The 22,483-nt window shown below is 45.4% G+C and carries 23 protein-coding genes; 11 read left to right on the top strand and 12 right to left on the bottom strand.

Going from position 1 to position 22,483, the window contains the following annotated elements:
- The first annotated feature begins 12 nt into the window (after positions 1-12).
- From M9194_RS11160 to M9194_RS11150, 3 genes are all read left to right on the top strand, one after another.
- The gene (locus M9194_RS11160) at positions 13-876 is read left to right on the top strand and encodes a substrate-binding periplasmic protein (protein WP_250612720.1); all 864 of its coding nucleotides are present in this window, start codon (positions 13-15) and stop codon (positions 874-876) included.
- 129 nt (positions 877-1,005) lie between these two features.
- Positions 1,006-1,767 carry a hypothetical protein gene (locus M9194_RS11155; RefSeq protein ID WP_250612719.1) on the top strand — a complete coding sequence of 254 codons (762 nt, stop codon included), beginning with the start codon at positions 1,006-1,008 and terminating at the stop codon, positions 1,765-1,767.
- A 221-nt stretch (positions 1,768-1,988) separates the two neighbouring features.
- Complete coding sequence (locus tag M9194_RS11150; RefSeq protein ID WP_250612718.1) at positions 1,989-2,561, top strand: DUF2850 domain-containing protein; 573 nt, start codon at positions 1,989-1,991, stop codon at positions 2,559-2,561.
- A 4-nt stretch (positions 2,562-2,565) separates the two neighbouring features.
- On the opposite strand, the gene M9194_RS11145 is transcribed toward M9194_RS11150, so the two are convergent.
- The 4 genes from M9194_RS11145 to M9194_RS11130 all read right to left on the bottom strand — a co-directional run bounded on the left by M9194_RS11145 (position 2,566) and on the right by M9194_RS11130 (position 7,295).
- Positions 2,566-3,000, bottom strand: coding sequence for a DUF3859 domain-containing protein (locus tag M9194_RS11145; RefSeq protein WP_250612717.1), 435 nt, complete (start codon positions 2,998-3,000; stop codon positions 2,566-2,568).
- 54 nt (positions 3,001-3,054) lie between these two features.
- On the bottom strand, positions 3,055-4,362 hold the full coding sequence (locus M9194_RS11140; protein WP_250612716.1) for an ABC transporter ATP-binding protein: 1,308 nt from the start codon (positions 4,360-4,362) through the stop codon (positions 3,055-3,057).
- Positions 4,363-4,394: 32 nt separating this feature from the next.
- Entirely contained in the window at positions 4,395-6,128 is a 1,734-nt protein-coding gene (locus M9194_RS11135) for an ABC transporter permease (protein WP_250612715.1), read from the bottom strand.
- Positions 6,129-6,665: 537 nt separating this feature from the next.
- Entirely contained in the window at positions 6,666-7,295 is a 630-nt protein-coding gene (locus M9194_RS11130; RefSeq protein ID WP_250612714.1) for a LysE family translocator, read from the bottom strand.
- A gap of 248 nt (positions 7,296-7,543) precedes the next feature.
- On the opposite strand from M9194_RS11130, the gene M9194_RS11125 reads away from it, so the two are divergent.
- On the top strand, positions 7,544-8,278 hold the full coding sequence (locus M9194_RS11125; RefSeq protein ID WP_250612713.1) for a substrate-binding periplasmic protein: 735 nt from the start codon (positions 7,544-7,546) through the stop codon (positions 8,276-8,278).
- A gap of 89 nt (positions 8,279-8,367) precedes the next feature.
- Here the strand turns inward: M9194_RS11125 and M9194_RS11120 are convergent, their stop codons facing one another.
- The 7 genes from M9194_RS11120 to M9194_RS11090 all read right to left on the bottom strand — a co-directional run bounded on the left by M9194_RS11120 (position 8,368) and on the right by M9194_RS11090 (position 14,078).
- Positions 8,368-8,592: a heavy-metal-associated domain-containing protein gene (locus tag M9194_RS11120; protein WP_250612712.1), complete on the bottom strand. Its 225-nt coding sequence runs from the start codon at positions 8,590-8,592 to the stop codon at positions 8,368-8,370.
- Positions 8,593-8,679: 87 nt separating this feature from the next.
- Positions 8,680-9,087, bottom strand: coding sequence for an acyl-CoA thioesterase (locus tag M9194_RS11115; protein ID WP_250612711.1), 408 nt, complete (start codon positions 9,085-9,087; stop codon positions 8,680-8,682).
- Between the two features lie 19 nt (positions 9,088-9,106).
- Positions 9,107-10,012 (bottom strand): hydroxymethylglutaryl-CoA lyase, encoded by a 906-nt coding sequence (locus tag M9194_RS11110; protein WP_250612710.1) that lies wholly within the window; start codon positions 10,010-10,012, stop codon positions 9,107-9,109.
- A 3-nt stretch (positions 10,013-10,015) separates the two neighbouring features.
- Positions 10,016-10,840 (bottom strand): enoyl-CoA hydratase-related protein, encoded by an 825-nt coding sequence (locus M9194_RS11105; protein ID WP_250612709.1) that lies wholly within the window; start codon positions 10,838-10,840, stop codon positions 10,016-10,018.
- 9 nt (positions 10,841-10,849) lie between these two features.
- Positions 10,850-12,454 (bottom strand): carboxyl transferase domain-containing protein, encoded by a 1,605-nt coding sequence (locus tag M9194_RS11100; protein WP_250612708.1) that lies wholly within the window; start codon positions 12,452-12,454, stop codon positions 10,850-10,852.
- Between the two features lie 22 nt (positions 12,455-12,476).
- The gene (locus M9194_RS11095) at positions 12,477-13,646 is read right to left on the bottom strand and encodes an isovaleryl-CoA dehydrogenase (RefSeq protein WP_250612707.1); all 1,170 of its coding nucleotides are present in this window, start codon (positions 13,644-13,646) and stop codon (positions 12,477-12,479) included.
- A 27-nt stretch (positions 13,647-13,673) separates the two neighbouring features.
- Positions 13,674-14,078 (bottom strand): MerR family transcriptional regulator, encoded by a 405-nt coding sequence (locus M9194_RS11090; RefSeq protein WP_250612706.1) that lies wholly within the window; start codon positions 14,076-14,078, stop codon positions 13,674-13,676.
- 195 nt (positions 14,079-14,273) lie between these two features.
- Here M9194_RS11090 and M9194_RS11085 point away from each other — a divergent pair, with 195 nt between their 5' ends.
- Genes M9194_RS11085 through M9194_RS11055 form a run of 7 tightly spaced genes read left to right on the top strand, consistent with a single transcriptional unit; the run spans position 14,274 to position 21,913 of the window.
- Positions 14,274-15,503 carry an acetyl-CoA C-acyltransferase gene (locus M9194_RS11085; RefSeq protein WP_250612705.1) on the top strand — a complete coding sequence of 410 codons (1,230 nt, stop codon included), beginning with the start codon at positions 14,274-14,276 and terminating at the stop codon, positions 15,501-15,503.
- A gap of 11 nt (positions 15,504-15,514) precedes the next feature.
- Positions 15,515-17,008 carry a CoA-acylating methylmalonate-semialdehyde dehydrogenase gene (locus tag M9194_RS11080; RefSeq protein ID WP_250612704.1) on the top strand — a complete coding sequence of 498 codons (1,494 nt, stop codon included), beginning with the start codon at positions 15,515-15,517 and terminating at the stop codon, positions 17,006-17,008.
- Between the two features lie 38 nt (positions 17,009-17,046).
- Complete coding sequence (locus M9194_RS11075; protein WP_250612703.1) at positions 17,047-18,201, top strand: acyl-CoA dehydrogenase family protein; 1,155 nt, start codon at positions 17,047-17,049, stop codon at positions 18,199-18,201.
- Between the two features lie 30 nt (positions 18,202-18,231).
- A complete protein-coding gene (locus M9194_RS11070; RefSeq protein WP_250612702.1) occupies positions 18,232-19,017 on the top strand; it encodes an enoyl-CoA hydratase in 786 nt (261 codons plus the stop codon).
- A gap of 15 nt (positions 19,018-19,032) precedes the next feature.
- Positions 19,033-20,172 (top strand): enoyl-CoA hydratase/isomerase family protein, encoded by a 1,140-nt coding sequence (locus tag M9194_RS11065; RefSeq protein ID WP_250612701.1) that lies wholly within the window; start codon positions 19,033-19,035, stop codon positions 20,170-20,172.
- A 60-nt stretch (positions 20,173-20,232) separates the two neighbouring features.
- Positions 20,233-21,129 carry a 3-hydroxyisobutyrate dehydrogenase gene (mmsB, locus tag M9194_RS11060; RefSeq protein WP_250612700.1) on the top strand — a complete coding sequence of 299 codons (897 nt, stop codon included), beginning with the start codon at positions 20,233-20,235 and terminating at the stop codon, positions 21,127-21,129.
- A 25-nt stretch (positions 21,130-21,154) separates the two neighbouring features.
- A complete protein-coding gene (locus tag M9194_RS11055; protein ID WP_250612699.1) occupies positions 21,155-21,913 on the top strand; it encodes an SDR family oxidoreductase in 759 nt (252 codons plus the stop codon).
- Between the two features lie 70 nt (positions 21,914-21,983).
- On the opposite strand, the gene M9194_RS11050 is transcribed toward M9194_RS11055, so the two are convergent.
- Complete coding sequence (locus M9194_RS11050; RefSeq protein WP_250612698.1) at positions 21,984-22,472, bottom strand: hypothetical protein; 489 nt, start codon at positions 22,470-22,472, stop codon at positions 21,984-21,986.
- Positions 22,473-22,483: the final 11 nt, after the last annotated feature.

The raw sequence follows: 22,483 nt of genomic DNA, 5'->3' as shown, positions 1-22,483 counted from the left end.
AATGGATTGCAAATGAATAACACTGCCCGATATCTTGTTTTCAGCAAGGCTTGGCTCATCGTATCCGTATTTTTAATGCTCACTTTTTCAAGCTTTGTGAATGCCGACCATGCTGTAGAGCCAGTTTCGCCTTCAATAATCAATGTTTGTGACGATATGTCCGAGTGGCCACCATACACGTATTGGGAGCGTGTAAACGGTAAAGTAAACAAAAACAAGTTAACAGGAGCGATGATCGATCTGCTAGATGAAATTTCCGTGCTAACCGGATTTAAATTTCATGTCGAAATGCGTCCTTGGAAGCGCTGCCTTTTGGAGGTCGATAAGTTCTCAACCAGCAAACGTTTTGAAATGTTTATTAATGGCACTTTCAACAGTGATAGAGCCGAAAAATACTTTTTAACCGCGCCAATTTACTTCAATCGTCCAGGGGTTTGGTATTCAAAAAAGCGTTTTCCCGATGGCTTTACAATCAAAACGTTTGAGCAGTTAAAAAATTATAAACTGTGTGGTGTACAAGGGTACAACTACGAACGTTATAAGATATTGGATCCTAATCAAATTGATACCGGAGCAACAACCGTCGACAATGCGTTAAGAAAAGTCGAAGTCGGTCGGTGCGACTTGTTGCTTGAATCGGCGGCAATACCATACGGATTTCAAGCCATTGGGCAGAATTTCATTCCAGAAGGTGTGGCATACACACCAATCACTGAATCGCCCGAAACCGGGTTCCATGTATTTATCGCTAAATCTTCCCCAAGGGCTTACGAACTACTTGCCAAGATTAACCAAGCTATTGTGATATTAAACTCAGAGGGGGTGATAGACGATATTATGAAGTCATATCTACCCACATGTGGGCGTCATTGCTAACTCGGCTATAAACCTAGTATTGTGACCTAGGGTTTAAACAAATTTTCTGTGTTTGACTACCATGATCAATATGCAATCTCTGATAGTTAAAGTTAATTATATCAATAAACTACAAATGAAGAGGTGATCATGATAAGTCAGAAAATGGTGTATAGAATTCTTGCTGATGTTAGGCGAAGTATGGGTGTGCAATTAGGCGAAAGATTAAAAATGAACATCTCCTCTAACATCGTCAGAAAATACAACCCAGGTAATTCAAAGCAAGGTGTTGAAATGACGCCGAAAGATATGGAAATCAAGCTCAAAAATGATCAAATTACCATCCAGAGAAACGTAAAAATTGACACCAATATGCGTTACAGCGTTGCTCAGCAAAAATATGACCTTAACGATGGAGATGCGGATAAATCAAATATATTGGAATACGGTAAATACGTCCTTACCCAAAGGATCGGCAACTGCTTTGAGTTAAGCTGTGCTTCAGCGTATAAGCTATGCACCCATCCGTATTGGAGTATGGGAACCATTAAAGACATTAAAACCAGGCAGCATACGAAGGTACAACTTCCCGTATGGGATCTGGTTAAGTTTGACGCGATTGATCACATTTATTTGGTCATTGGGCAAGAGCCAACAGGTAACTCAGGAGATTACGAGAATAACTTCTCCAACTGGGATGCGAATGCCTACATTATTGACGCATGGGCAAACATAGGCTGTAAAGCCAGAGAGTTTCCGGTCAAGTGGCGTGAGAGAATGACAGAGCTGGATAGACAAGGGTACATGTTTATTGGTGATGGTATAAAGCATTTCACCTCTGAAGCATTTTTGACCGCGCCCGTTCAAGCAAAAGTGTCATACACCCATAGAGAGTCTCAAGCATTGGTGTAAAGAGTCACTGGTTGTTTTGTCAAAAAACATAAAACCATCAATAAATCAGTAAGATACGGAATTTCATTAAGTACAGGCCCAATAGCTATGCTAGCGGGTCATTTTTAGTCGCTTGAGTACAAAATCTGGGTAAACTAAAAAATACAGTCACTTATACTGTTAACATGAATGATAGCTCGTGTTAATGTTTTACCCTAATTACATTTAGAAATATTAATATAATGTTTTATAGCAGTACGACTCATCAATCAGCGAAAAGAAGTGCTGGTGTAGCTTCAGTGACCATGCTGAAAATCACCTTAGCGCTCTTGCTAGTCGTGCTGTTTATCATCACTGTGAGCTTGGCTCACAAAATCATGCACCGAAATAAAATTGATCACAAGCACGTATATGGCTTGTGGATTGAAGTCGGTACCCCCTCATACGACACTGAAGTCATTAAAATTAACGAAGTCGGTGTCTATAAGAATTCTCACCTAATCACCACTCACTTTGATTTTAATGGTACTGAGCTAGAAATAAACACCGGAAAAGGCCGTACCGTTTACGCATTAGATAAAGATGATCCCAATATCCTTAAGCGAACCCAACCTAGGCTTCCTCAACAACAATTAGTCAGAAAAGGTTACGAAGATACCGCAGAACTTGACGTAAGCAGTTATGTACGCAAGAAAAAAGTCGTGCGTTACATTGAAGAAGATGAACCTCATCCCGTGGATAGCCAAATGAAAAAGCTGGAGCAAGTTAAACTGCAACAGCAAGACGTGCCTGTGAGTGGTTATCGAGGGAAATAAGTTCTCAATAACCTCTCTTTTTCCAAAATTGCCCTTCATCTCTCGCAACAACATTAAATTTCTTCTCTGCGATAACCTTACCATTGAGCTGAATGCTCATATGCCATTCACCGAAGTTGCTTTCCAAACCATCGGGGTGAAGCAGTTGAATGGTATCGCCCAAATAGAAATCCCAATTGTTACTATTGATGTGCTCTTCGCCATCAAAAGGTGAGAGCACTTGGCCTTTTTTACCGACAACACCGGGGTGATTGATGCAGTAATAGATTCGCTGCCCCTTGGCTTTCTTGATATTGACGACAAAGCCAAATTCGATGTCTTCATTGGCGGGGACGGTAAGAGTAAACTCCTGGATCTTGGGTAACTCTTTCGATTTAGAATCCCACGTGGAATAGATGCCGTAAGACAAAATTTCAACATTCGGTGAGCGTTTAGCCATGAAGTGGATCTCGATGTAGAGGTTGATGCCCAACCAATCTGGGCATCAATAATGCTAAAAATTGGTTTCGTCGAGTGTCAAGATTCCCGATGTGGCATCGTATTCGACGATTTCTGCATAACGTGCCCACTCGATAAAGGTTTCAAAGACACGTTTGGCTTCATCATCACTGAAGTGATCTTCCAGCTCGGTTAAAAATCTGGCTTCATGTACGCTGTGATTTGGTCGCTCTTTAAGGATACGAATCACATGACGTGCTAGAGGGATATTCTTCACCAATAGGCGTGAGAAGGTGACTTTCCGGTCGGTAATTTCGGCCTCAACGAACTGTTTACCTAAGCTTGTCATGGTGATGTCACCGTCCGAGACTTTAGCGAGACCAAGTACTGACAAGATCTCCAGAATTGGGAAGAGATCGTCGACATCCAAGCGAATATGATCAGCCAGCTCCGGTAAGTCGAGCGCAGTGCCTTGCTCTTGAATTTCAAGTGCTTCTGCAAGTAGGCCTGTTAACTCTTCAATGTCTGCATCAGGTAGGCGATAGGCAATGGTCAATGCTTTGCGGCGGTTCATTCGCTCACGAAGCTCGTTGGTTTCTGCGGTGGTCATCATTCGATAAACTTCGTCAATCAGCTCAGTGACAGCAGGATCTTGACTATTACGCGGATGAGGCAAATTCACAGACAGCTCTCCACGAATAAAGCCCGGGTTGCTACCAAATATGATGATGCGATCGGCGGTAAGTACCGCTTCCTCGATGTTGTGCGTGACATACAAGATGCCTTTCATTGCACTGTTCTTTTCCCACAGCTCCAGCAAATCATCGCGCAGGTTTTCAGAGGTGAGGACATCTAATGCTGAGAATGGCTCATCCATAAGTAGCAAGTCTGGTTTTAGGACTAACGCACGGGCAAAACCCACACGCTGCCTCATGCCGCCTGATAGCTCTCTTGGGTAGGCATTTTCAAACCCGTCCAAGCCAATCATATCTACCGCTTCAAGTGCAAGCCTACGGCGTTCGGCACGGGATATATCGCGTGCTTCCAATCCAAGTTCCACGTTTTGCAGAACCGTTAACCAAGGCATCAGAGCAAAGCTTTGGAATACCATAGAGATATCACGAACTGGGCTACGAACAGGCTGGTCGCGATACAACACCTCACCGCCACTAGGTGCAGTAAGGCCAGCAATGATTCGCAGTAAGGTTGATTTCCCCGAGCCAGATTTTCCAAGCAGGGCAACAATTTCACCTTCTTTCATGGTGAAGTTTACGTTTTCTAGTACCAGTAGCTCTTGCTTGTCTGGCTTTTTGAATGCCTTTGAGATTTGTTTGACATCAACAATGATGTTGCTTTTTGACATCGTTAATTCCTTACAATTAGTGAGAGCTAGGTTTAGTAACGGAAACGCGTTTCTGCGTAGCGGTATAATCTGCGCCAGAACAGGCGGTTAAACAAGGTGACCCAAACACACATAACCAATACCCCCAAGGCGATTTTTGGCAAGTTGCCTGCGCTGGTGTTTTCGGCGATGTAAGAGCCTAATCCGGTTGCGACAAGTTTGGTATTACCCCATACCATGACTTCAGCGACGATACTGGCGTTCCATGAACCACCTGCTGCGGCAATAGCACCTGTGACATAAAATGGGAAGACGGCCGGAATCAGATATTTAAACCATTTACTCCAACCGCTGACTTGCAAGTTTTGCGCAGCAAATTTCAGCTCTTGCGGAATCGCAGATGCGCCAGCAATTACGTTAAACAGGATATACCATTGAGTGCCTAACACCATCAGTGGGGCTGACCAAATCTGTACATTCAGATTAAAGTGAATGATAAAAATGATAAATATTGGAAAGAATAGGTTTGCAGGGAACGCCGCCAAAATCTGCGCTACAGGCTGAATTTTTTGTGCGAGGCGAGGGCGAAGGCCTATCCATATACCAACTGGTAGCCAGATAAAAGAGCACAACAGAATGAGTGAGAAGACTCGTAGGGCAGTGTACAAACCGAGCAGTAAAACGTGTAATGTCTCGTTTAAACCAATACCATTGCTTTTGTAGATAAAGCTCCAGGTAAAGTAGACGAACACTGCTCCCATCACGAATAGCGCGCCATACCATAAACTTTTGTTCAATTTGCCATATTCGACCTTGGCCATTCGGTGGCTACTTTTCTTGTATTCCTTTTGTTTAAAGTAACGGATATTGACGAACGCATTGGCTTGATTAACGCACACGTTGGAGAACGCTTGCATCCAGTGCGCCCGTTTAAGCAGGCTTAAAAACCAAGAGTTAGATCCTTCAGATGGAAGATCGGAAACGACAAATTTTTCTGACCAAGTGACGAGAGGGCGAAATAAAAGCTGATCATACATAAGAATGACAGCCAGCATGGCTAAGATAGCATAAGCCATAGCGGGTACATCGCTGGTGTTGATCGCTTGTTGGATATAAGAGCCAATGCCAGGCAGCATCACTTCTTTATTACCCACCGAGATGGCTTCGGATGCCACCACAAAGAACCAACCCCCAGACATGGACATCATTGCGTTCCATAACAGGCCCGGCATGGCAAAGGGCACTTCCATCTTCCAGAACTTTTGCCATCCAGAAAGTTGGTACATATCAGCGGCTTCGCGCAGTTCTTTTGGCACCGTGCGCAGTGACTGATAGAAGCTCAGTGTCATATTCCACACTTGAGAGGTGAATACGGCAAAGATGGCTGCAAATTGAGGGCCTAATAATGATCCTGGAAAAAGGGAGACGAAAAAGATGATCAAAATAGACAGGTAGCCAAGAATTGGCACGGATTGCAGAATATCAATAATTGGGATGATAATTTTACCAGCACGCTCACTTTTGGCGGCAATGACGCCAACAATAAAGCTAAAGACGAAAGAGAGCGCAAGTGCAATAAACATGCGTAATACGGTTTCTAACGCATAGCCAGGTAATGCCCAAGGACTAAGTGATATCTTAATTTGATCGCCGATGTTAAAAGGGCCTGCAAGGTTTGCACCTGCCCAACATAATGCGATGAGTGAACTAAATATTAATAACAATGCGAACAAGTCCCATTGACTTGGTAGCAATCTGGTTGATGGTTGGCTATACAATGTACGCATGGCTGAAAGCTCCGGGATGCCTGTCGTCAATGCGGTGGATAAGGTTAAACTACTGCTTTTCTTTCAACACAGCTCATTCAAGCGGGTAGATGTACGCATGCCTAAGTGACTGATATTTTATGATATAACAAGTAATTCGTGTAAATTAGTATTGCCCTTTCAGTCAAATATGAGTGTTACTTCAAGACGTTGCAGTATAAAGCGCATTCCACTCACCATTCGAGAAAGAGCGGATCAACTCGGAGGGTTTAGAGGTTGTACGTTATGGTAATAGCACTCAATTCGGGTATCTATACTCGGTGCGGTTTGAATAGTACGTTTGTTTTGTGAAATTTTAATGGCAATGGAGAGCTTCTCTCCTAGACAGGAAAGTCTTTTATTCGACAATGAATTGTTAAATAAATGCATACCCATGACTTCTTTTTTGGCCAGTGGCTGGCCCCTGTGATTTGAGGCCGAAATGTAGCACTATTTTTTCATGTTGTATAGGGAAAGTTCAGTTAACCTAATCGGTTAACTGAACTTAGTGTCAATGGGTTATTTGTTTAATGCTAGATAAGCACCAGCTAACACCATAATACCGCCAGCACTCTTATTGAGTTTGCGATGTGCGGATGGAGATTTAAGCAATTTTGCGGCCCTACCTGCGCAATAGGCCACGAACATCAGGCCGAGTATCAATGCCATCGCAGCTAACACTGATACCAGGACGATATCTTTCGCATGCAATGTTGTTAGATCGATGAATGTCGGCAAAAAAGCGATATAAAAGAGAATGACTTTCGGGTTAGATGCAGAAATTAGAAAGCCCTGCAAAAAACTAGCAGTGTGAGATTTTCCTTTTACTTGGATACCTTCACTTTGTGCTTCATTTTTAATATCGGGTAGTGTTTTGAACATCTTATAGCCTAGATAGATAAGATACACAGCTCCGATATATCGAATGACCGTAAACACCTCAGTAAAATGTTCTGCCATCGTCGCCAAACCTAAGCATGCCAAGATGAGATAAATGAGGTCGGAGCACACCATACCAATCGCTAAGGTAAAGCAGTTCCTCGCACCGGATACCAGCGCTCGTGCCAGCATGGCAAACACGCCAGGCCCCGGAGTAATACTAAAAATCACCATGACGACAAAGAAGGTTAAGGCACTTTCAAATGACATTTCACTATCCTCACAATATGAAAAACCATATCGCGAGTTTTAACACGACTAATTGCATGGAAGCAATGAGTTTTGGTTGAGTTTTATACTTTAATTTCATCGAACAGCTGGTGTTTTCTAAATAGTCTTTAATGCGATCACCACATTATTAGTCACTTGGGTATATAAAAGAATCAATAATGAAAATGGCTAGACCATTCATTGTCTATACTTACACCGTCATTGGACTGACTAACTAGGAATTAAGGATGCAAAAATTTACATTCGTTGCTGGTATTTTATTCTTGCTCGTTTCAGCGACAATTAAAGCAGAGACACTAACGTTGACTTCGTTAGATTGGCCCCCGTATTCAGGAAAATCACTGCCTGAGCAGGGCGCATCTGTGGCGGTTGTAAAAGCCGCGGTTGAAGCAATGGGGCATTCGTTGAAAGTTGAATTCTATCCATGGTCTCGAACGGTTCATCTTGCCAAAACGGACAAGAAAATTGCAGGGTACTTTCCGGAATACAAATTCGATTCTACCGACATTGTGTTTTCCGACAAAATAGGAACTGGTCCTTTAGGGTTTGTTGAAAACGTATCAGCTCCAGTGACTTGGTCAAACCTAAACGATCTTAAGTCATACAAAATTGGTGTCGTTCGAGGGTATGTGAATACGACCGAATTTGATGCCATGGTAGCATCGGGGAAGATCCAAGCCGATGCAGCCAAATCGGATGAATTGAACCTGAAAAAAGTGGCGACAAAACGTGTTCAATTAGCGGTGATAGATAGCAACGTTCTTAAATATCTTGTCTCACATACCCCTAGCCTTAAACAATATGACAAAACGTTAGTCATGAACCCCAAGCTTCTTGCAGAAAAAGGTTTATACATTGCGTTCACTAACGATGCTGAAGGTAAACGTTGGAAAGCCATTGTCGACGAAGGCTTGAGCAAAATTGATGTGAATAAGGTGATGAATGAGCACCTTAACAAGTAGGTGCAATCTGTTTCGGTGAAAAATACAAAGCCACCAGGTGAATGTTTGGTGGCTTTGCTTACTGTAGGTTTTCAGGCGATTAATTGAGTTTAATTTGATGCCAGATGGGCTTCATAACCTGCTTGTTCAACGGCATTAATCACAACGGCCGCCTCCACATTACCTGCAACCGACGCTTGTTTCTTGTCAAAATCTACTTCAACAAAATCCACTTCGGGCAGATTGTTGAGTGCTTCCTCGATGCTTTTCACGCATCCACCGCAAGACACTTTACCTAGGTCGAATACTTGCTTTGACTCATTACGTACATTCATGGTTTTAGTCCTCGTATTTGCTTGAGCTCTTGGGCTTTATCATGAACCTTACCCCTACGGGAGAGTCAATCGTTTTTGTACGTCGAGCTATACTTCAGCCACGGACGTTTTTTGATGGCTAAGCAACACTTGGCGGATACCATCGTCTATAGGCTTCGAGTGGTTGGTTTTATAATCGAAGTGAATCAATATGGCTAATCCTTTCGCGACTCGATTGCCTTCTTGCCATGCTTCGTGGCGAAGGTGGCACGATGAATTGCCTACTTTTTCAACATAAGTGCGTATTTCAACGTCTTTACCCCAATAAGTTTGGGCTAAGAGGTCAATCTCGATACGGGCAATAATAAGAGGCCAACTTTTTACTTCCAACGTAGGGTGAAAGATTTTGAAAATAGGCAGTCTTGCTTCTTCAAACCAAATCGCAAACGCAGTGTTGTTAATGTGACCTAATGCATCTGTATCAGAAAATCGTGGGAAAATTGTGGTTTTAAACATGTTATCCAACCTTATCAATTTAAGACATAAGTGCTAATGACACCTTGGAGCTAGGGCGTTTGTTCAAATTTCTGCAAATTGCCCAGCCTGCTTGAGCCACTTTTTCTAGATCGACACCAGTTTCGATCCCTAAACCTTGGCATAGATACAATACGTCTTCGGTCGCGACATTACCAGAGGCACCATTGGCATACGGGCATCCACCTAAGCCTGCAACGCTGCTATCGACCACAGAGATCCCCATACTCAAAGCTTGATGGATATTGGCAAGTGCCTGTCCCCATGTGTCGTGAAAATGCACCGCTAGGTTGGCAATGGGTACATGCTGTGCGACCAATTCAATCATATTTGCAATGCGCGTTGGGGTGCCTGTCCCTATAGTGTCACCTAGAGATATTTCATAGCAACCCAGTTCAAATAGCTCTTTAGCGATAGCAGCGACTTGTTGGGGGCTGGTAGGTCCGTCATATGGGCAATCGACTACGCAGGATAAATAACCACGCACGCGAATATTTTTTTGCTTAGCTTGTTCAAGGATAGGCACAAAGCGCTCGATACTTTCTGCTATAGAACAATTGATATTCTTCTTACAGAAACCTTCGGAGGCGGACGAAAATATCGCGACTTGATCGACGCCAGCTTCCATCGCATTGTCAAAGCCTTTTAGGTTGGGTGTTAACGCTGAATAAATCACATTGGGGTTGCGAATCATTCGCTCTAAGATGGCCTTAGAATCGGCCATCTGTGGAACCCATTTGGGGGAGACAAAAGAGCCAGCTTCGATGTGTGACAGCCCAGTTTCCGACAGTTGCTCAATGAGCGTAATTTTGGCATTGGTAGCCACAACTCGCTCATTCTGCAGTCCATCTCGTGCACCCATCTCCACTATGGTCACTTTATCCGGATAATTAGCTGCAATCTTCATTGCTCAACTCTCTTTTTCTAAAGTTACCCAATTGGGTGAACGCTTTTCAAAAAAAGCTTGTAACCCTTCTTGGCCTTGTTCTGACACCCTGGCATCCGCGATAAGTTGACTGGTGTACTGAATTAAAGGCTCATTCAGCGGCTCGTTATCACAACGTAAACACAAAGATTTGGTTTGTTTTACCGCCCCGGGGCTATTGTTCAGAATCAGCTTTAGCAACTGAGCATGCTTGTCTTCCAGTTCATGTTCCGACTCAACCACTTCGTGAACGACGCCGAGTTTTAACGCTTCAGCACTATTAAATCGTTCACTCGTTAACATAAACCGACGTGCTTGCCGCGTGCCCATCGCACGGCAAGCGTACGGACCAATCGTGGCCGGGATGAGGCCAAGCTTGACTTCACTAAAACAGAATATAGCTTCGCCAGTGGTGAGAGCGATATCTGAGCAACAAATTAGGCCAAGCGCTCCTCCAAATGCACATCCATGCACGAGAGCAATTGTGGGATGAGGAAAGGTGTCGAGTTCGTGCATGAGCTTTGCAAGCTGCTGAGCGTCTTGCACGTTTTCGGCGTGGCTTTTCGTTGCCATCGATTTCATCCACGACAAGTCCGCGCCAGCGGAAAAGTGTTTGCCTTTTGCGCGTAGTGTGAGACAGCGCACCTGTGGGTTATTTCTCAGTGAGCTAAGATGATTGAGCAAAAGCTCAATCATTTCATCACCAAACGCGTTACTCTTGTCTGCTCGGTTCAGTGTAAGGGTTGCCACACCAAATTTATCGACATCACATATTACATGGGCAGAATCAGGATTTTGCTTATCGTTCATATCGCCAACCTACATTCGGAATATGCCAAATTGGCTATCAGGTATTGGAGCACGTAGTGACGCTTTGAGTGCCTGTCCCAATACCGTACGTGTCGATCTAGGGTCGATGATCCCGTCATCCCATAAGCGTGCGCTGGCGTAGTAGGGGTGCCCTTGAGCATCGTAACTTTCCACAATAGATTGCTTGAATTTCGCTTGCTCATCTTCCGGCCAAGTGTCGCCTTTACGAGCTTTAATATCTCTTTTGACTTGACTGAGAACGCCAGCGGCTTGTTCACCACCCATGACGGAAATTCGTGCATTTGGCCACATCCACATCATGGTGGGATCGTAGGCACGGCCACACATTCCATAGTTTCCAGCACCATATGAGCCACCGATGATAACAGTAAACTTGGGCACATCGGCACAGGCGACCGCCATGACGAGCTTGGCCCCGTGTTTAGCGATGCCTTCTTCTTCGTATTTTTTACCCACCATAAAGCCGGTGATGTTTTGCAAAAAGAGCAGAGGGATCTTTCTTTTGGCACATAGCTCTATAAAATGTGCGCCTTTTTGTGACGATTCGGAAAATAGGATGCCGTTATTGGCGACAATACCAATTTGTTGACCATATATTCGCGCAAAACCGCAAACTAGCGTCGGGCCATACATGGCTTTGAACTCATCAAAGTCGGAATCGTCTACAATGCGAGCAATGATCTCACGGACGTCAAACGATAATCTAAGATCGGCATTGACGATGCCATAGATTTCTTCTGAGTTATATCTTGGCTCAGGTGCCGACGTGTTCAGCGGCGCATGCTCTTGCTGATTGATATTTGAAATGGCTTGTCTTGCTAACGTAAAAGCGTGCGATTCGTTGTTGGCATAGTAATCGGCAACGCCGGACTTTTTGCAGTGGACATCAGCGCCGCCTAGCTCTTCCTCTGTGACCACTTCGCCTGTCGCCGCTTTTACTAAAGGGGGGCCAGCTAGGAAAATGGTCCCCTGCTGCTTAACGATAATGGACACATCCGCCATGGCGGGAATGTAAGCGCCACCAGCAGTACATGGGCCCAGTACCACAGCGATTTGCGGAATGCCTTTGGCCGACATTCTTGCTTGATTGAAAAAGATTCGACCAAAGTGGTCTTTATCTGGAAATACCTCGGCTTGATGAGGGAGGTTAGCACCACCAGAGTCCACCAAGTATACGCACGGCAGATGGCAACGCTCAGCGATTTCTTGTGCCCGAAGGTGTTTTTTTACCGTGAGAGGGTAGTAGGTTCCGCCTTTTACCGAAGGGTCATTGGCCAGCACCATACACTCGATGCCTTCGATTTTTCCTATCCCAGCGACCACACCAGCACAAGGTATGGATTCTTCGTAGACGTTCCAAGCAGCAAACTGGCCCACTTCTAGAAATTCTGAATCTCGGTCTAACACTCTGGCGATCCGCTCGCGAACAGGTAGTTTGCCTTTTTTGCGTTGGCGCTCAATGGCTGCGTGACCACCACCTTGTTTGATCATTTCTACATCAGACTGAAGTGTACGAACGAGAGATTGCATGATCTCTCGGTTTCGCAGATACAGTGGTGTGTCTTTTTTCACTTTCGATTGAAGAACTGTCATGATTTATCCTAAAACTAACGTGTTATCGCGATTCATTAAACAGCTCGCGTCCAATAAGCATGCGCCTGATTTCTGACGTGCCTGCTCCAATTTCATACAATTTGGCGTCGCGCAATAAACGTCCTGCTGGGAATTCGTTGATATAGCCGTTACCACCAAGAAGTTGAATAGTGTCTAACGCGACTTTGGTGGCTAGCTCAGCGCTGTATAGAATGGCACCTGCGGCGTCTTTGCGAGTGGTTTCGCCGCGATCACATGCCGCTGCAACGGTATAAACATAAGCACGCGCTGCATTGCTCTGGGTATACATGTCTGCCAGTTTGGCCTGAACAAGTTGGAACTCCCCAATGGATTGGCCAAATTGCTTGCGGTCATGAATATAGGGTACGACAAGGTCGAGACAAGCTTGCATAATGCCAAGTGGTCCAGCAGCGAGCACAACGCGCTCGTAATCAAGCCCACTCATCAACACTTTTACACCCTGGTTGATTTCACCTAACACGTTGGCTTTAGGCACTCGGCAGTTTTCAAACACGAGTTCACAGGTGTTGGAGCCGCGCATACCGAGCTTGTCCAGTTTCTGTGCGTGGCTAAAACCTGCAAATTCGCGTTCAATAATAAAGGCTGTGATGCCATGAGCATGTTTGCTTGGGTCCGTTTTCGCATACACGACAAGTACGTCAGCATCAGGGCCATTCGTGATCCACATCTTATTGCCATTTAGGATAAAATGGTCGCCATCGAGCTCGGCTTTAAGCTGCATGCTAACAACATCGGAGCCTGCGTTCGGCTCGCTCATCGCTAATGCGCCAATGTGGCTACCTTCAATCAGCCGTGGAAGATATTTTTCTCTTTGTTCGGCGTTGCCGTTACGAAAGATCTGGTTGACACAAAGGTTGGAGTGGGCTCCGTAGCTAAGCGCGACGGAAGCCGAGGCTCGGCTGATTTCTTCCATTGCTACCACGTGTGCTAGGTATCCCATACCTGCACCGCCGTACTGTTCGTCTACTGTCACACCAAGTAAGCCCATTTCACCTAATAGTGGCCAAAGCTGGTTGGGAAACTGGTTATTGCTGTCGATGTCAGCAGCAATAGGCGCAATATGTTCACTAGCAAAACCGTTGACATGCTCGCGCAGCATTTTAACGGTTTCATCGAGTCCAAAATTCAAAGGGGTGTAGCAATCTTTCATAACGTCTCCCAAGAGAAGAGTGTGTATTTATGATGCGTTGGTTTTGTTTGCGACCTTTTCGGAGCTAGAGCGATTGAGCGCCTGTAGGCATCGCTCCTTAGCGTTATCCAGCTCATGCATCACCACATCAATATCCTTGAGTTGGCGGCGCAAAGTCGCCTGCTTTTCGTCGATGATATCCAGCATTTTCATTAGCTGAGTATCACACTGATTTGTATCGTAAAGTTCAAATAGTTCACGAATTTCATCGAGCGAGAAGCCAAGGCGTTTACCTCTCAATATGAGCTTTAAACGCACTTTATCTCGGCGTTGATAGACGCGGACGGTGCCATTCCGGGTTGGGTGAAGTAACCCTTGTTCCTCATAAAAGCGAATGCTTCTTGTTGTGACGTCAAACTCATTCGCGAGCTCGCTGATTTTAAATGTTTCCAAATGATGTTCTCCAAAGGTTCTGTGTCATCCCTGAAAAATGAGTCACTGTAAAAAGATGATTACATTCACAAATAAAAAGAAATTAATGTAATTAATTTGTTTCTTTACGTTTACGTTAATGTTAGTGCTATGCTTACGTAAACGTCAAGAAACAAAGTGACATATTGAAGCACTTTTTTAACTGAGGGCAGAAAAATGGACAAGGCCATTTGGGTAGTATCCGCAAAGCGTACACCTTTAGGTTGTTTTCAAGGCAAATTACAATCTCTCTCCGCACCTGAGCTAGGCTCATCGGCCATCAAAGCATCGCTCGAGAGTGCATCCGTCTCTCCCGAACATATTGATGAAGTTATCATGGGCTGTGTGTTACCTGCGGGCTGCGGGCAAGCGCCAGCAAGGCAAGCGGCTTTAGGGGCAGGGCTCCCTAACTCAGTGCCATGCACCACAATCAATAAAGTCTGCGGTTCGGGGATGAAGTCAGTGATGTTAGCTCATGACTTGATTCAAGCAGGGTCCATCTCTACCGCAGTAGCGGGCGGTATGGAAAGCATGACCAACGCACCGTATCTACTAAAAGAAGCACGTAGCGGTATGCGTTTAGGGCACAAATCCAGCTATGACCATATGTTTCTAGATGGGCTGCAAGATGCCTATGAAGGTGAGCTAATGGGTGTGTACGCTCAGCAGATTGCCGATAAGCTTGAGTTTAGCCGAGAGCAAATGGATGAATGGGCAGCGTTGTCTGCGCAAAGATCCATTGAGGCTCAGAAACAACGCCTGTTTGATGATGAAATCGAGCCGATGACATTGGTCGGAAAAAAGAAAGGCCAAGAAGAAACGCTCGACTTTGATGAACTTCCTCCTTCCATCAACACAGACAAGATTCCCAAGTTAAAACCTGCGTTTGCCAAAGATGGCACGGTGACCGCTGCGAACTCAAGCGCCATATCAGATGGTGCCGCTTCGTTGCTCTTGATGGACGCTGAAACCGCTAAAACACAAGGTCTAAAGCCGCTTGCGATCATCAAAGGCCATATGACTCATGCGAGAACGCCTTCAGAGTTTACCATTGCCCCTGTCTATGCCATTGAGCATTTGCTTTCCAAACTAGATTGGGCAATAGAAGACGTTGATTTATGGGAAATTAACGAGGCTTTTGCCGTGGTAACCCAAATTGCTGTCAGTCAGTTAGGGCTAAACACAGACAAGGTTAACGTGAAGGGCGGTGCTTGCGCGCTGGGTCATCCCATTGGCGCGAGTGGCGCTCGTATTTTGGTCACCCTTATCCATAGCTTACGTCAGCTTCAAGCGCTTGGCGTTGATGGAGACAGTGACAAGAAAAAAGTACTACGCGGGATAGCGTCACTGTGTATCGGTGGCGGAGAAGCAACCGCGGTTGGCATTGAAATACCTGTAGAAGAGTAAAGGACAAAGTCATGACAAAGCTAGTTTCACTGTTTACTGATGGAGAGTTCCATCATTCTGAAACGCAAGAGTGGGTAGAAGTTACCAACCCTGCAGATAACGAAGTAATTGCCAAAGTACCCTGTGCTACAGAAGATGAAATGGAAAAGGCTATTGCAAGTGCAAGCGTGGCTTTCAGAACTTGGAAAGAAGTCGCCGTTCCTGAAAAAGCGCGGTTGATGCTTAAATATCAACACCTTCTGAAAGAGCATCATGATGAACTGGCGCAAATTTTGTCTCAAGAGACAGGCAAAACCCTTGCGGATGCGAAAGGGGATGTATGGCGCGGTATTGAAGTGGTAGAGCAGGCGGCCAATATTTCTAGCAATATGATGGGAGAAATGGTCGAGAACGTCGCGACCAATATCGATACCTACTCAATGATTCAGCCTCTTGGAGTGTGTTGTGGTATCACGCCTTTCAACTTCCCTGCAATGATCCCACTGTGGATGTTCCCCATTGCTATCGCAAGCGGCAATACATTTGTATTAAAGCCTTCAGAGCAAGTACCTTTGACGGCAATGCGATTGGCTGAGCTGTTTAAAGAAGCAGGTGCTCCAAAAGGTGTTCTGCAAATCGTGCATGGAAAGAAAGAGCAAGTTGATTACCTACTGGCGCACCCAGAGATTAAAACCATTTCTTTTGTTGGCTCTGTCCCTGTCGCTCAATATATCTATGAGCAAGGCACCAAGCACTTTAAACGCGTGCAAGCGTTTGCGGGAGCAAAGAACCACATGGTTGTCATGCCCGATGCTAATAAAGATCAAGTGGTTAGTAACTTGGTGGGTTCATCAGTGGGCGCAGCTGGTCAGCGCTGTATGGCGATTTCTGTTGCTGTATTTGTTGGAAGCTCGAAAGAGTGGATCTCAGATCTAAAAACTGAGATGGCGAAAATTCACCCAGGAAAATGGGACGATAACTCAGCCGCGTACGGCCCTTTGATTAGCCAACAAGCGAAACAACGAGTACTTCGCCTGATTCAAGAAGGTAAAGATCAGGGCGCGATTTGTGAGTTGGATGGCAGCGAATGCCATGTCGATGGGCTGCCAAATGGCAACTGGGTAGGGCCAACCATCTTTAGTAACGTGTCTACAGAAATGACCATCTACAAAGAAGAAATCTTTGGCCCGGTACTGCTGTGCGTGGAAGTCGATACTTTGGAAGAGGCGATTGAGCTAATCAACCGTAACCCATATGGCAACGGTACTTCTATTTTCACTGCCAACGGTGCCGCGGCTCGCAAATATCAGCATGAGATTTTAGTCGGTCAAGTAGGTGTGAACGTGCCGATTCCTGTTCCACTGCCATTTTTCTCATTCACGGGTTGGCGTGGCAGTTTTTATGGTGATTTACATGCTTATGGCAAACAGGCTGTACGTTTTTACACTGAAACCAAAACGGTGACATCCCGTTGGTTTGATGATGATATCCCAACAGGACCAAACTTAACCATTCAATTGCGATAGTTCGCGTAAATACACATTGATGAAATTGGATGTGAATTATGGATTTTGAGTTAAACGAAGATCAACGCGCTTTCGCAGATACGGCTAGCCAGTTTGCCCTAGAGCGTTTGAGCCCGATGGCAGCAGAGTGGGATGAAAAACAATACTTCCCCAAAGAAGTATTACGAGAGGCGGGTGAGCTTGGATTTCTAAGCTTGTATACGCCAGAAGAGCAAGGCGGCTTAGGTTTAAGCCGCTTGGATTCATCCATCATATTTGAACAGCTAGCGATGGGCTGCACCTCGACCACCGCTTTTATGACGATTCACAATATGGTGACTTGGATGGTCGCGAGTTTCGCCACCGAGCAAGTGAAAAGTGACTATTGTCCCAAATTGGTGACGGGTGAGTGGCTAGGCTCGTATTGCTTAACTGAGCCTAACGCAGGCTCAGATGCGGCTTCATTGAAGACCACGGCCAAAAAGCAAGGCGGTCACTACATTTTGAATGGCGGCAAATGCTTTATCTCTGGTGCAGGTGATACTGATGTGCTGGTGGTGATGGCTCGTACAGGACAAGACAATGCAAAAGGGGTATCAGCGTTTGTTGTCCCTACCAGCGCTGAAGGCATCAGCTATGGGCGAAAAGAGCCCAAGATGGGGTGGAACAGCCAGCCCACACGTACCGTGAGTTTTGATAATGTGGAAATACCCGAAAACCATCTTTTAGGTAGCGAAGGTGAAGGTTTTACTTTTGCGATGAAAGGGTTAGATGGCGGTAGGATCAATATTGCCACTTGTTCAATTGGTACCGCTCAGCAAGCACTGAATCAAGCGACTCAATACATGCAAGAGCGAAAACAATTTGGCCAATTTTTGGCTCAGTTTCAAGGATTGCAGTTTAAGCTCGCCGATATCGCAACGGAGCTAGTCGCGGCCAGACAGCTTGTTCGTTACGCAGCCAGTAAGCTTGATCGTCAAGATCCACAAGCAACGGCCTACTGCGCAATGGCCAAGCGTTTTGCGACCGATGTGGGGTTCAAAGTCTGTGATCAGGCCCTGCAATTGTATGGCGGTTACGGCTATATCAAAGAGTATCCGATGGAGCGCTATTTCCGTGATGTGCGTGTACATCAAATCCTGGAAGGTACTAATGAAATCATGCGATTGATCGTCGCTCGTCACTTACTTAAGGAAGGCGCGGAAATATTGTAGCCACCACAAAAATTGTTGAGGAGTCCAGCAATGGAATACGAACAAGATAGTGCGATTCAGGTTGATATTAAAAACCACGTCGCGATTCTCACCATGAACAACCCTCCTGCCAATACTTGGACGGAATCGAGTTTAAAACTGCTCACCAAGTTGGTGGGCCAGTTAAACAAGGATAAAGAAATTTATGCCTTAGTGATAACCGGTAGTGGCGAGAAGTTTTTCTCTGCTGGTGCTGATCTCAATCTGTTTGCCAGTGGCGATAAAGCGGTTGCGATGGATATGGCGCATATTTTCGGTGAAGCGTTTGAAGCGTTATCAGCATTTCGTGGCGTGTCGATCGCTGCGATTAACGGATATGCGATGGGAGGTGGATTAGAGGTGGCATTAGCCTGTGATATACGCATTGCCGAGCAACAAGCGCTTATGGCTTTGCCTGAAGCAAAAGTAGGGCTCTTACCTTGCGCAGGTGGCACGCAGAACTTGACGGCATTGGTCGGCGAAGGGTGGGCGAAAAGAGTGATTTTATGCGGTGAGCAGCTTTCCGCGGACAAGGCGTTGTCAATTGGGTTAGTTGAAGAAGTAGTTGAAAAAGGGCAAGCACGGGAGGTGGCTATCAACCTAGCTGAGTCGGTTTCCAATCAATCGCCTTCGTCTGTCGCAGCCTGTAAAACACTGATTCAAAATCACCGTGTTGAACCTCTCCATGTTGGGTTAACCAAAGAAAGAGAGCTGTTCCTTAAACTGTTCAATACAGAAGATCAGGTGGAAGGCGTGAATGCGTTTCTTGAGAAACGTAAGCCAAATTGGAAGAACTGATAAACAGGAGCGGGTATGACTGACAACGTGAGATTTGAGCGACTCCCTTGCGAAAATCGTCAATATTCGATCGGAGTAGTGACTTTAGACAATCCGTCCTCTCTTAATGCGCTGACTTATAACATGCTGGATAAGTTAAACACCCAGCTAGAGGCGTGGCAAACGGATGACTCAATTGTCTGCGTTTTCTTACAGGGAGAGGGAGAAAAAGCGTTTTGTGCGGGTGGCGATGTACGAACCATGTATCGCGTCATGAAAGAAGAAACTGCCGCTGACACTCAGAAGTTCTGTACTGAATACTTCACTTTGGAATACCAATGTGACTATCTTATCCATACCTACGCTAAACCTGTAATCGCTTGGGGTGATGGGATTGTCATGGGAGGTGGAATGGGGCTGTTTATGGGGGCTAGCCATAAAGTGGTCACAGAAAAATCTCGTTTAGCCATGCCAGAAGTATCAATTGGGCTTTATCCAGATGTTGGCGGCACTTGGTTCTTAAATCAACTAGAGCCTGGGGTTGGCTTGTTTTTAGGTTTAACCGGAGCGAGCATCAATGCCAAAGATGCCATTGAGATAGAAATGGCCGACTACTTTGTTCATTCAGAGCAAAAGCAAAGGCTGTTAGATGCGTTAATGCGCACGAACTGGCAGCCCAATGCAAGTGCAACATCTTCTATTAACTCCGCATTATTAGAGTTATCCCAGCAGGCGATCAGACAAATTCCACAAGCGAAGCTACTGCCCTATCTAAGCCAAATATGCTCGGCTTGCAGCGGCAACGACCTCGACACCATAGTGGAAAAAGTCTTAGCGATGGAAACCGTTGGTACAACCGACGACAAATGGTTGCAAGGGGTTAAGTCCACGTTAAAAGATGGCAGCCCAATTACGGCGCACATTTGTTACCGGCAAGTAACCCAATATCAATCTTTGTCGTTGGAAGACTGCTTCCGATTAGAACTGAACTTGTCAGTTAAGGGCAGCACCTTTGGCGAATTTCAAGAAGGCGTGCGAGCTCGATTGATTGACAAAGACGGCAAGCCAAATTGGAAGTTTTCGTCGGTAATGGATGTGGATACTGGCGTGATTGACTCGCTGTTTGACTCGTTGTGGTCAGTGGAAGAGCACCCACTTAAATCACTAGGAGCCTAAGGTAACCAGCCTTAGGCCAAATTTTTTAACGCATTGATTAGAATGAAAGGAGAAAGTGATATGAGTACTATCGCTTTTATCGGGCTAGGGAATATGGGTAGCCCAATGGCTATGAATTTAGTAACCGCAGATTATTCCCTGCGCGTATTTGACTTAGATCCATCGACAACGCAACCTTTCGAGCAGAAAGGGGCGAAGGTCGCAGACTCAATCGAAGATGCGATAAAAGGCGCGCAAGTTGTTATTACCATGCTGCCTGCTGGGCAGCATGTACGTTCTGTGTACTTAGGCGACACCGGACTGTTAAATCTCGTCAATAACGAGACACTACTCATTGACTCATCAACGATTGACCCTGAATCAGCCAAAGTTGTTGCCGATGAAGCAAGCAAAAAGGGCATCGATTTTGTTGATGCTCCAGTATCGGGTGGAGTGGCAGGCGCTAAAGCTGGAACGTTAACCTTTATTGTTGGCGGTACGGATATGGGATTTGAAAGAGCCCAATCTGTGTTAAAGCATATGGGCAAAAACGTTTTTCATGCAGGCCAAGCCGGTGCCGGACAAATGGCGAAGATTTGCAATAACATGATGCTAGGCATCCTGATGTCGGGTACGTGTGAAGCGCTCAATCTTGGCATTGAAAATGGGCTCGATCCTAAAGTGCTTTCCGACATCATGCTGCAAAGCTCGGGTCGAAACTGGGCGTTGGAGCTCTACAACCCTTGCCCAGGCGTCATGGATACCGCTCCCGCGAGCAATCAATATCAGCCCGGATTTATGACCAAACTGATGTTAAAAGATCTCGGTTTGGGTATGGACGCAGCAGCACAAAGCCAATCTGCTACTCCAATGGGTGCATTAGCAAGAAACTTGTACGCGTTGCACAATGCTAATGGTAACGGAGAGTTAGATTTCTCCAGCATGTTCGAGTTTTATCAACGTCAGTCAAACCGTTAATCGGTTAGCTTTAGGGTAATTCAATATGGATTTATTACACAGTGTGATCGCAGTGACGGGGGCAGGGCAAGGCTTAGGGCAAAGCATGGCGTTGACCCTTGCAGAATCGGGTGCAAACCTCGCGTTACTTGATTTGAACTTAGAAACACTGAAACAAACTCAGGAGCTTTGCTATCAGTATGGTGTCAAAGCGGAAGTGTATCCGCTTAACGTTACCAATGAATCAGAAGTCGAATCCACCTTTAGCCAGATTGTCGGTGATTTTTCAAAGCTTAACGGCTTGATAAACAGCGCTGGTATCTTGAAAGATGGTATGTTGGTAAAAGCGAAAGATGGCGAGTTGTCGAAAATGTCGCTGGAGCAATTTACAACGGTAATGGATGTGAATACCACGGGGACTTTCTTATGTTCGAGGGAAGCTGCCGCGAGTATGATCAAAACCGAAAGTAAAGGCGTCATTATTAACATCTCTAGCGTGGCGAGAGCGGGTAACATAGGACAAACCAACTACGCGGCATCAAAAGCAGCGGTTGCCACCATGGCTGTTGGCTGGGGGAAAGAGCTAGCTCGATATGGTATTCGCGCTGCGGCTATCGCCCCCGGGGTTGTTCAAACCGCAATGGCAAACCAACTTAAGTCAGAAGCCATAGAGCGACTAGAAAAAATGATTCCAGTTGGCCGAATCGCGCAAGCGAACGAGATGGCACATGCGGCGAAGTTTATATTTGAAAACGATTACTACACTGGTCGAGTGTTAGAGCTCGATGGTGGTTTACGAATGTAATCAGACGCGCAGGTACATTAAGCCCGAGCTGTAAATAGCTCGGGCTTTTTGCATTTTGGTGGCTTCTGGTTTAATCCAAAGGATAATTAGAAGCGCTGAGTGTGCCACTTTGTTTGGTGACTTCAACATTATTTTGGATTTGAGTGGTCGTAATAATTTCACTTCCTTCAATGCCGAACTTGGTCATGAGCAATGACTTGATACTTTTCGATGTTTTGTTTGAAAGGCTGTAGTTGTGGAAGAAGGCCTTGCTCATCCAATTTTCAATATTTCCAGCGATGAGAACGTGAAGGATGTTACCCGAACAGTTTGCAGATTCTCGTCTTAGTTGCTCAACAGCATCTTCCAGTGTTGACTCCATGGTGTTCCTAAACAAATGTAAACCGACAATGCCGACCTCATAGGCGATGGTGATACTGATACAGGTATCGATTCCTGGGTATCGTATGGTATTTAAATGAAAACCGACGGCTTGTTTTAAACATGAATTGCTCATACCGTTAGACATTAGTTCCGGTACGCTACTGATTTGAACTTGGCTTTCTAATACTGCAGTCATCTTTAATTCCC

This window comes from Vibrio sinus (assembly GCF_023634645.1).
Lineage (GTDB): Bacteria > Pseudomonadota > Gammaproteobacteria > Enterobacterales > Vibrionaceae > Vibrio > Vibrio sinus.
The sequence above is the reverse complement of the archived record's forward strand: the minus strand, read 5'-3'. Positions and strand labels throughout refer to the sequence as shown.

What these genes read in the sequence shown, in the direction of transcription:
- M9194_RS11070 (WP_250612702.1), top strand. Translation starts at nt 18,232, where the DNA reads ATGGAATACGAACAAGATAGTGCGATTCAGGTTGATATTAAAAACCAC.
- M9194_RS11150 (WP_250612718.1), top strand. Translation starts at nt 1,989, where the DNA reads ATGTTTTATAGCAGTACGACTCATCAATCAGCGAAAAGAAGTGCTGGT.
- M9194_RS11100 (WP_250612708.1), bottom strand. Translation starts at nt 12,454, where the DNA reads ATGACAGTTCTTCAATCGAAAGTGAAAAAAGACACACCACTGTATCTG.
- M9194_RS11160 (WP_250612720.1), top strand. Translation starts at nt 13, where the DNA reads ATGAATAACACTGCCCGATATCTTGTTTTCAGCAAGGCTTGGCTCATC.
- M9194_RS11095 (WP_250612707.1), bottom strand. Translation starts at nt 13,646, where the DNA reads ATGAAAGATTGCTACACCCCTTTGAATTTTGGACTCGATGAAACCGTT.
- M9194_RS11135 (WP_250612715.1), bottom strand. Translation starts at nt 6,128, where the DNA reads ATGCGTACATTGTATAGCCAACCATCAACCAGATTGCTACCAAGTCAA.
- M9194_RS11140 (WP_250612716.1), bottom strand. Translation starts at nt 4,362, where the DNA reads ATGTCAAAAAGCAACATCATTGTTGATGTCAAACAAATCTCAAAGGCA.
- M9194_RS11085 (WP_250612705.1), top strand. Translation starts at nt 14,274, where the DNA reads ATGGACAAGGCCATTTGGGTAGTATCCGCAAAGCGTACACCTTTAGGT.
- M9194_RS11145 (WP_250612717.1), bottom strand. Translation starts at nt 3,000, where the DNA reads ATGGCTAAACGCTCACCGAATGTTGAAATTTTGTCTTACGGCATCTAT.
- mmsB (WP_250612700.1), top strand. Translation starts at nt 20,233, where the DNA reads ATGAGTACTATCGCTTTTATCGGGCTAGGGAATATGGGTAGCCCAATG.
- M9194_RS11055 (WP_250612699.1), top strand. Translation starts at nt 21,155, where the DNA reads ATGGATTTATTACACAGTGTGATCGCAGTGACGGGGGCAGGGCAAGGC.
- M9194_RS11130 (WP_250612714.1), bottom strand. Translation starts at nt 7,295, where the DNA reads ATGTCATTTGAAAGTGCCTTAACCTTCTTTGTCGTCATGGTGATTTTT.
- M9194_RS11050 (WP_250612698.1), bottom strand. Translation starts at nt 22,472, where the DNA reads ATGACTGCAGTATTAGAAAGCCAAGTTCAAATCAGTAGCGTACCGGAA.
- M9194_RS11105 (WP_250612709.1), bottom strand. Translation starts at nt 10,840, where the DNA reads ATGAACGATAAGCAAAATCCTGATTCTGCCCATGTAATATGTGATGTC.
- M9194_RS11120 (WP_250612712.1), bottom strand. Translation starts at nt 8,592, where the DNA reads ATGAATGTACGTAATGAGTCAAAGCAAGTATTCGACCTAGGTAAAGTG.
- M9194_RS11125 (WP_250612713.1), top strand. Translation starts at nt 7,544, where the DNA reads ATGCAAAAATTTACATTCGTTGCTGGTATTTTATTCTTGCTCGTTTCA.
- M9194_RS11080 (WP_250612704.1), top strand. Translation starts at nt 15,515, where the DNA reads ATGACAAAGCTAGTTTCACTGTTTACTGATGGAGAGTTCCATCATTCT.
- M9194_RS11075 (WP_250612703.1), top strand. Translation starts at nt 17,047, where the DNA reads ATGGATTTTGAGTTAAACGAAGATCAACGCGCTTTCGCAGATACGGCT.
- M9194_RS11065 (WP_250612701.1), top strand. Translation starts at nt 19,033, where the DNA reads ATGACTGACAACGTGAGATTTGAGCGACTCCCTTGCGAAAATCGTCAA.
- M9194_RS11155 (WP_250612719.1), top strand. Translation starts at nt 1,006, where the DNA reads ATGATAAGTCAGAAAATGGTGTATAGAATTCTTGCTGATGTTAGGCGA.
- M9194_RS11110 (WP_250612710.1), bottom strand. Translation starts at nt 10,012, where the DNA reads ATGAAGATTGCAGCTAATTATCCGGATAAAGTGACCATAGTGGAGATG.
- M9194_RS11115 (WP_250612711.1), bottom strand. Translation starts at nt 9,087, where the DNA reads ATGTTTAAAACCACAATTTTCCCACGATTTTCTGATACAGATGCATTA.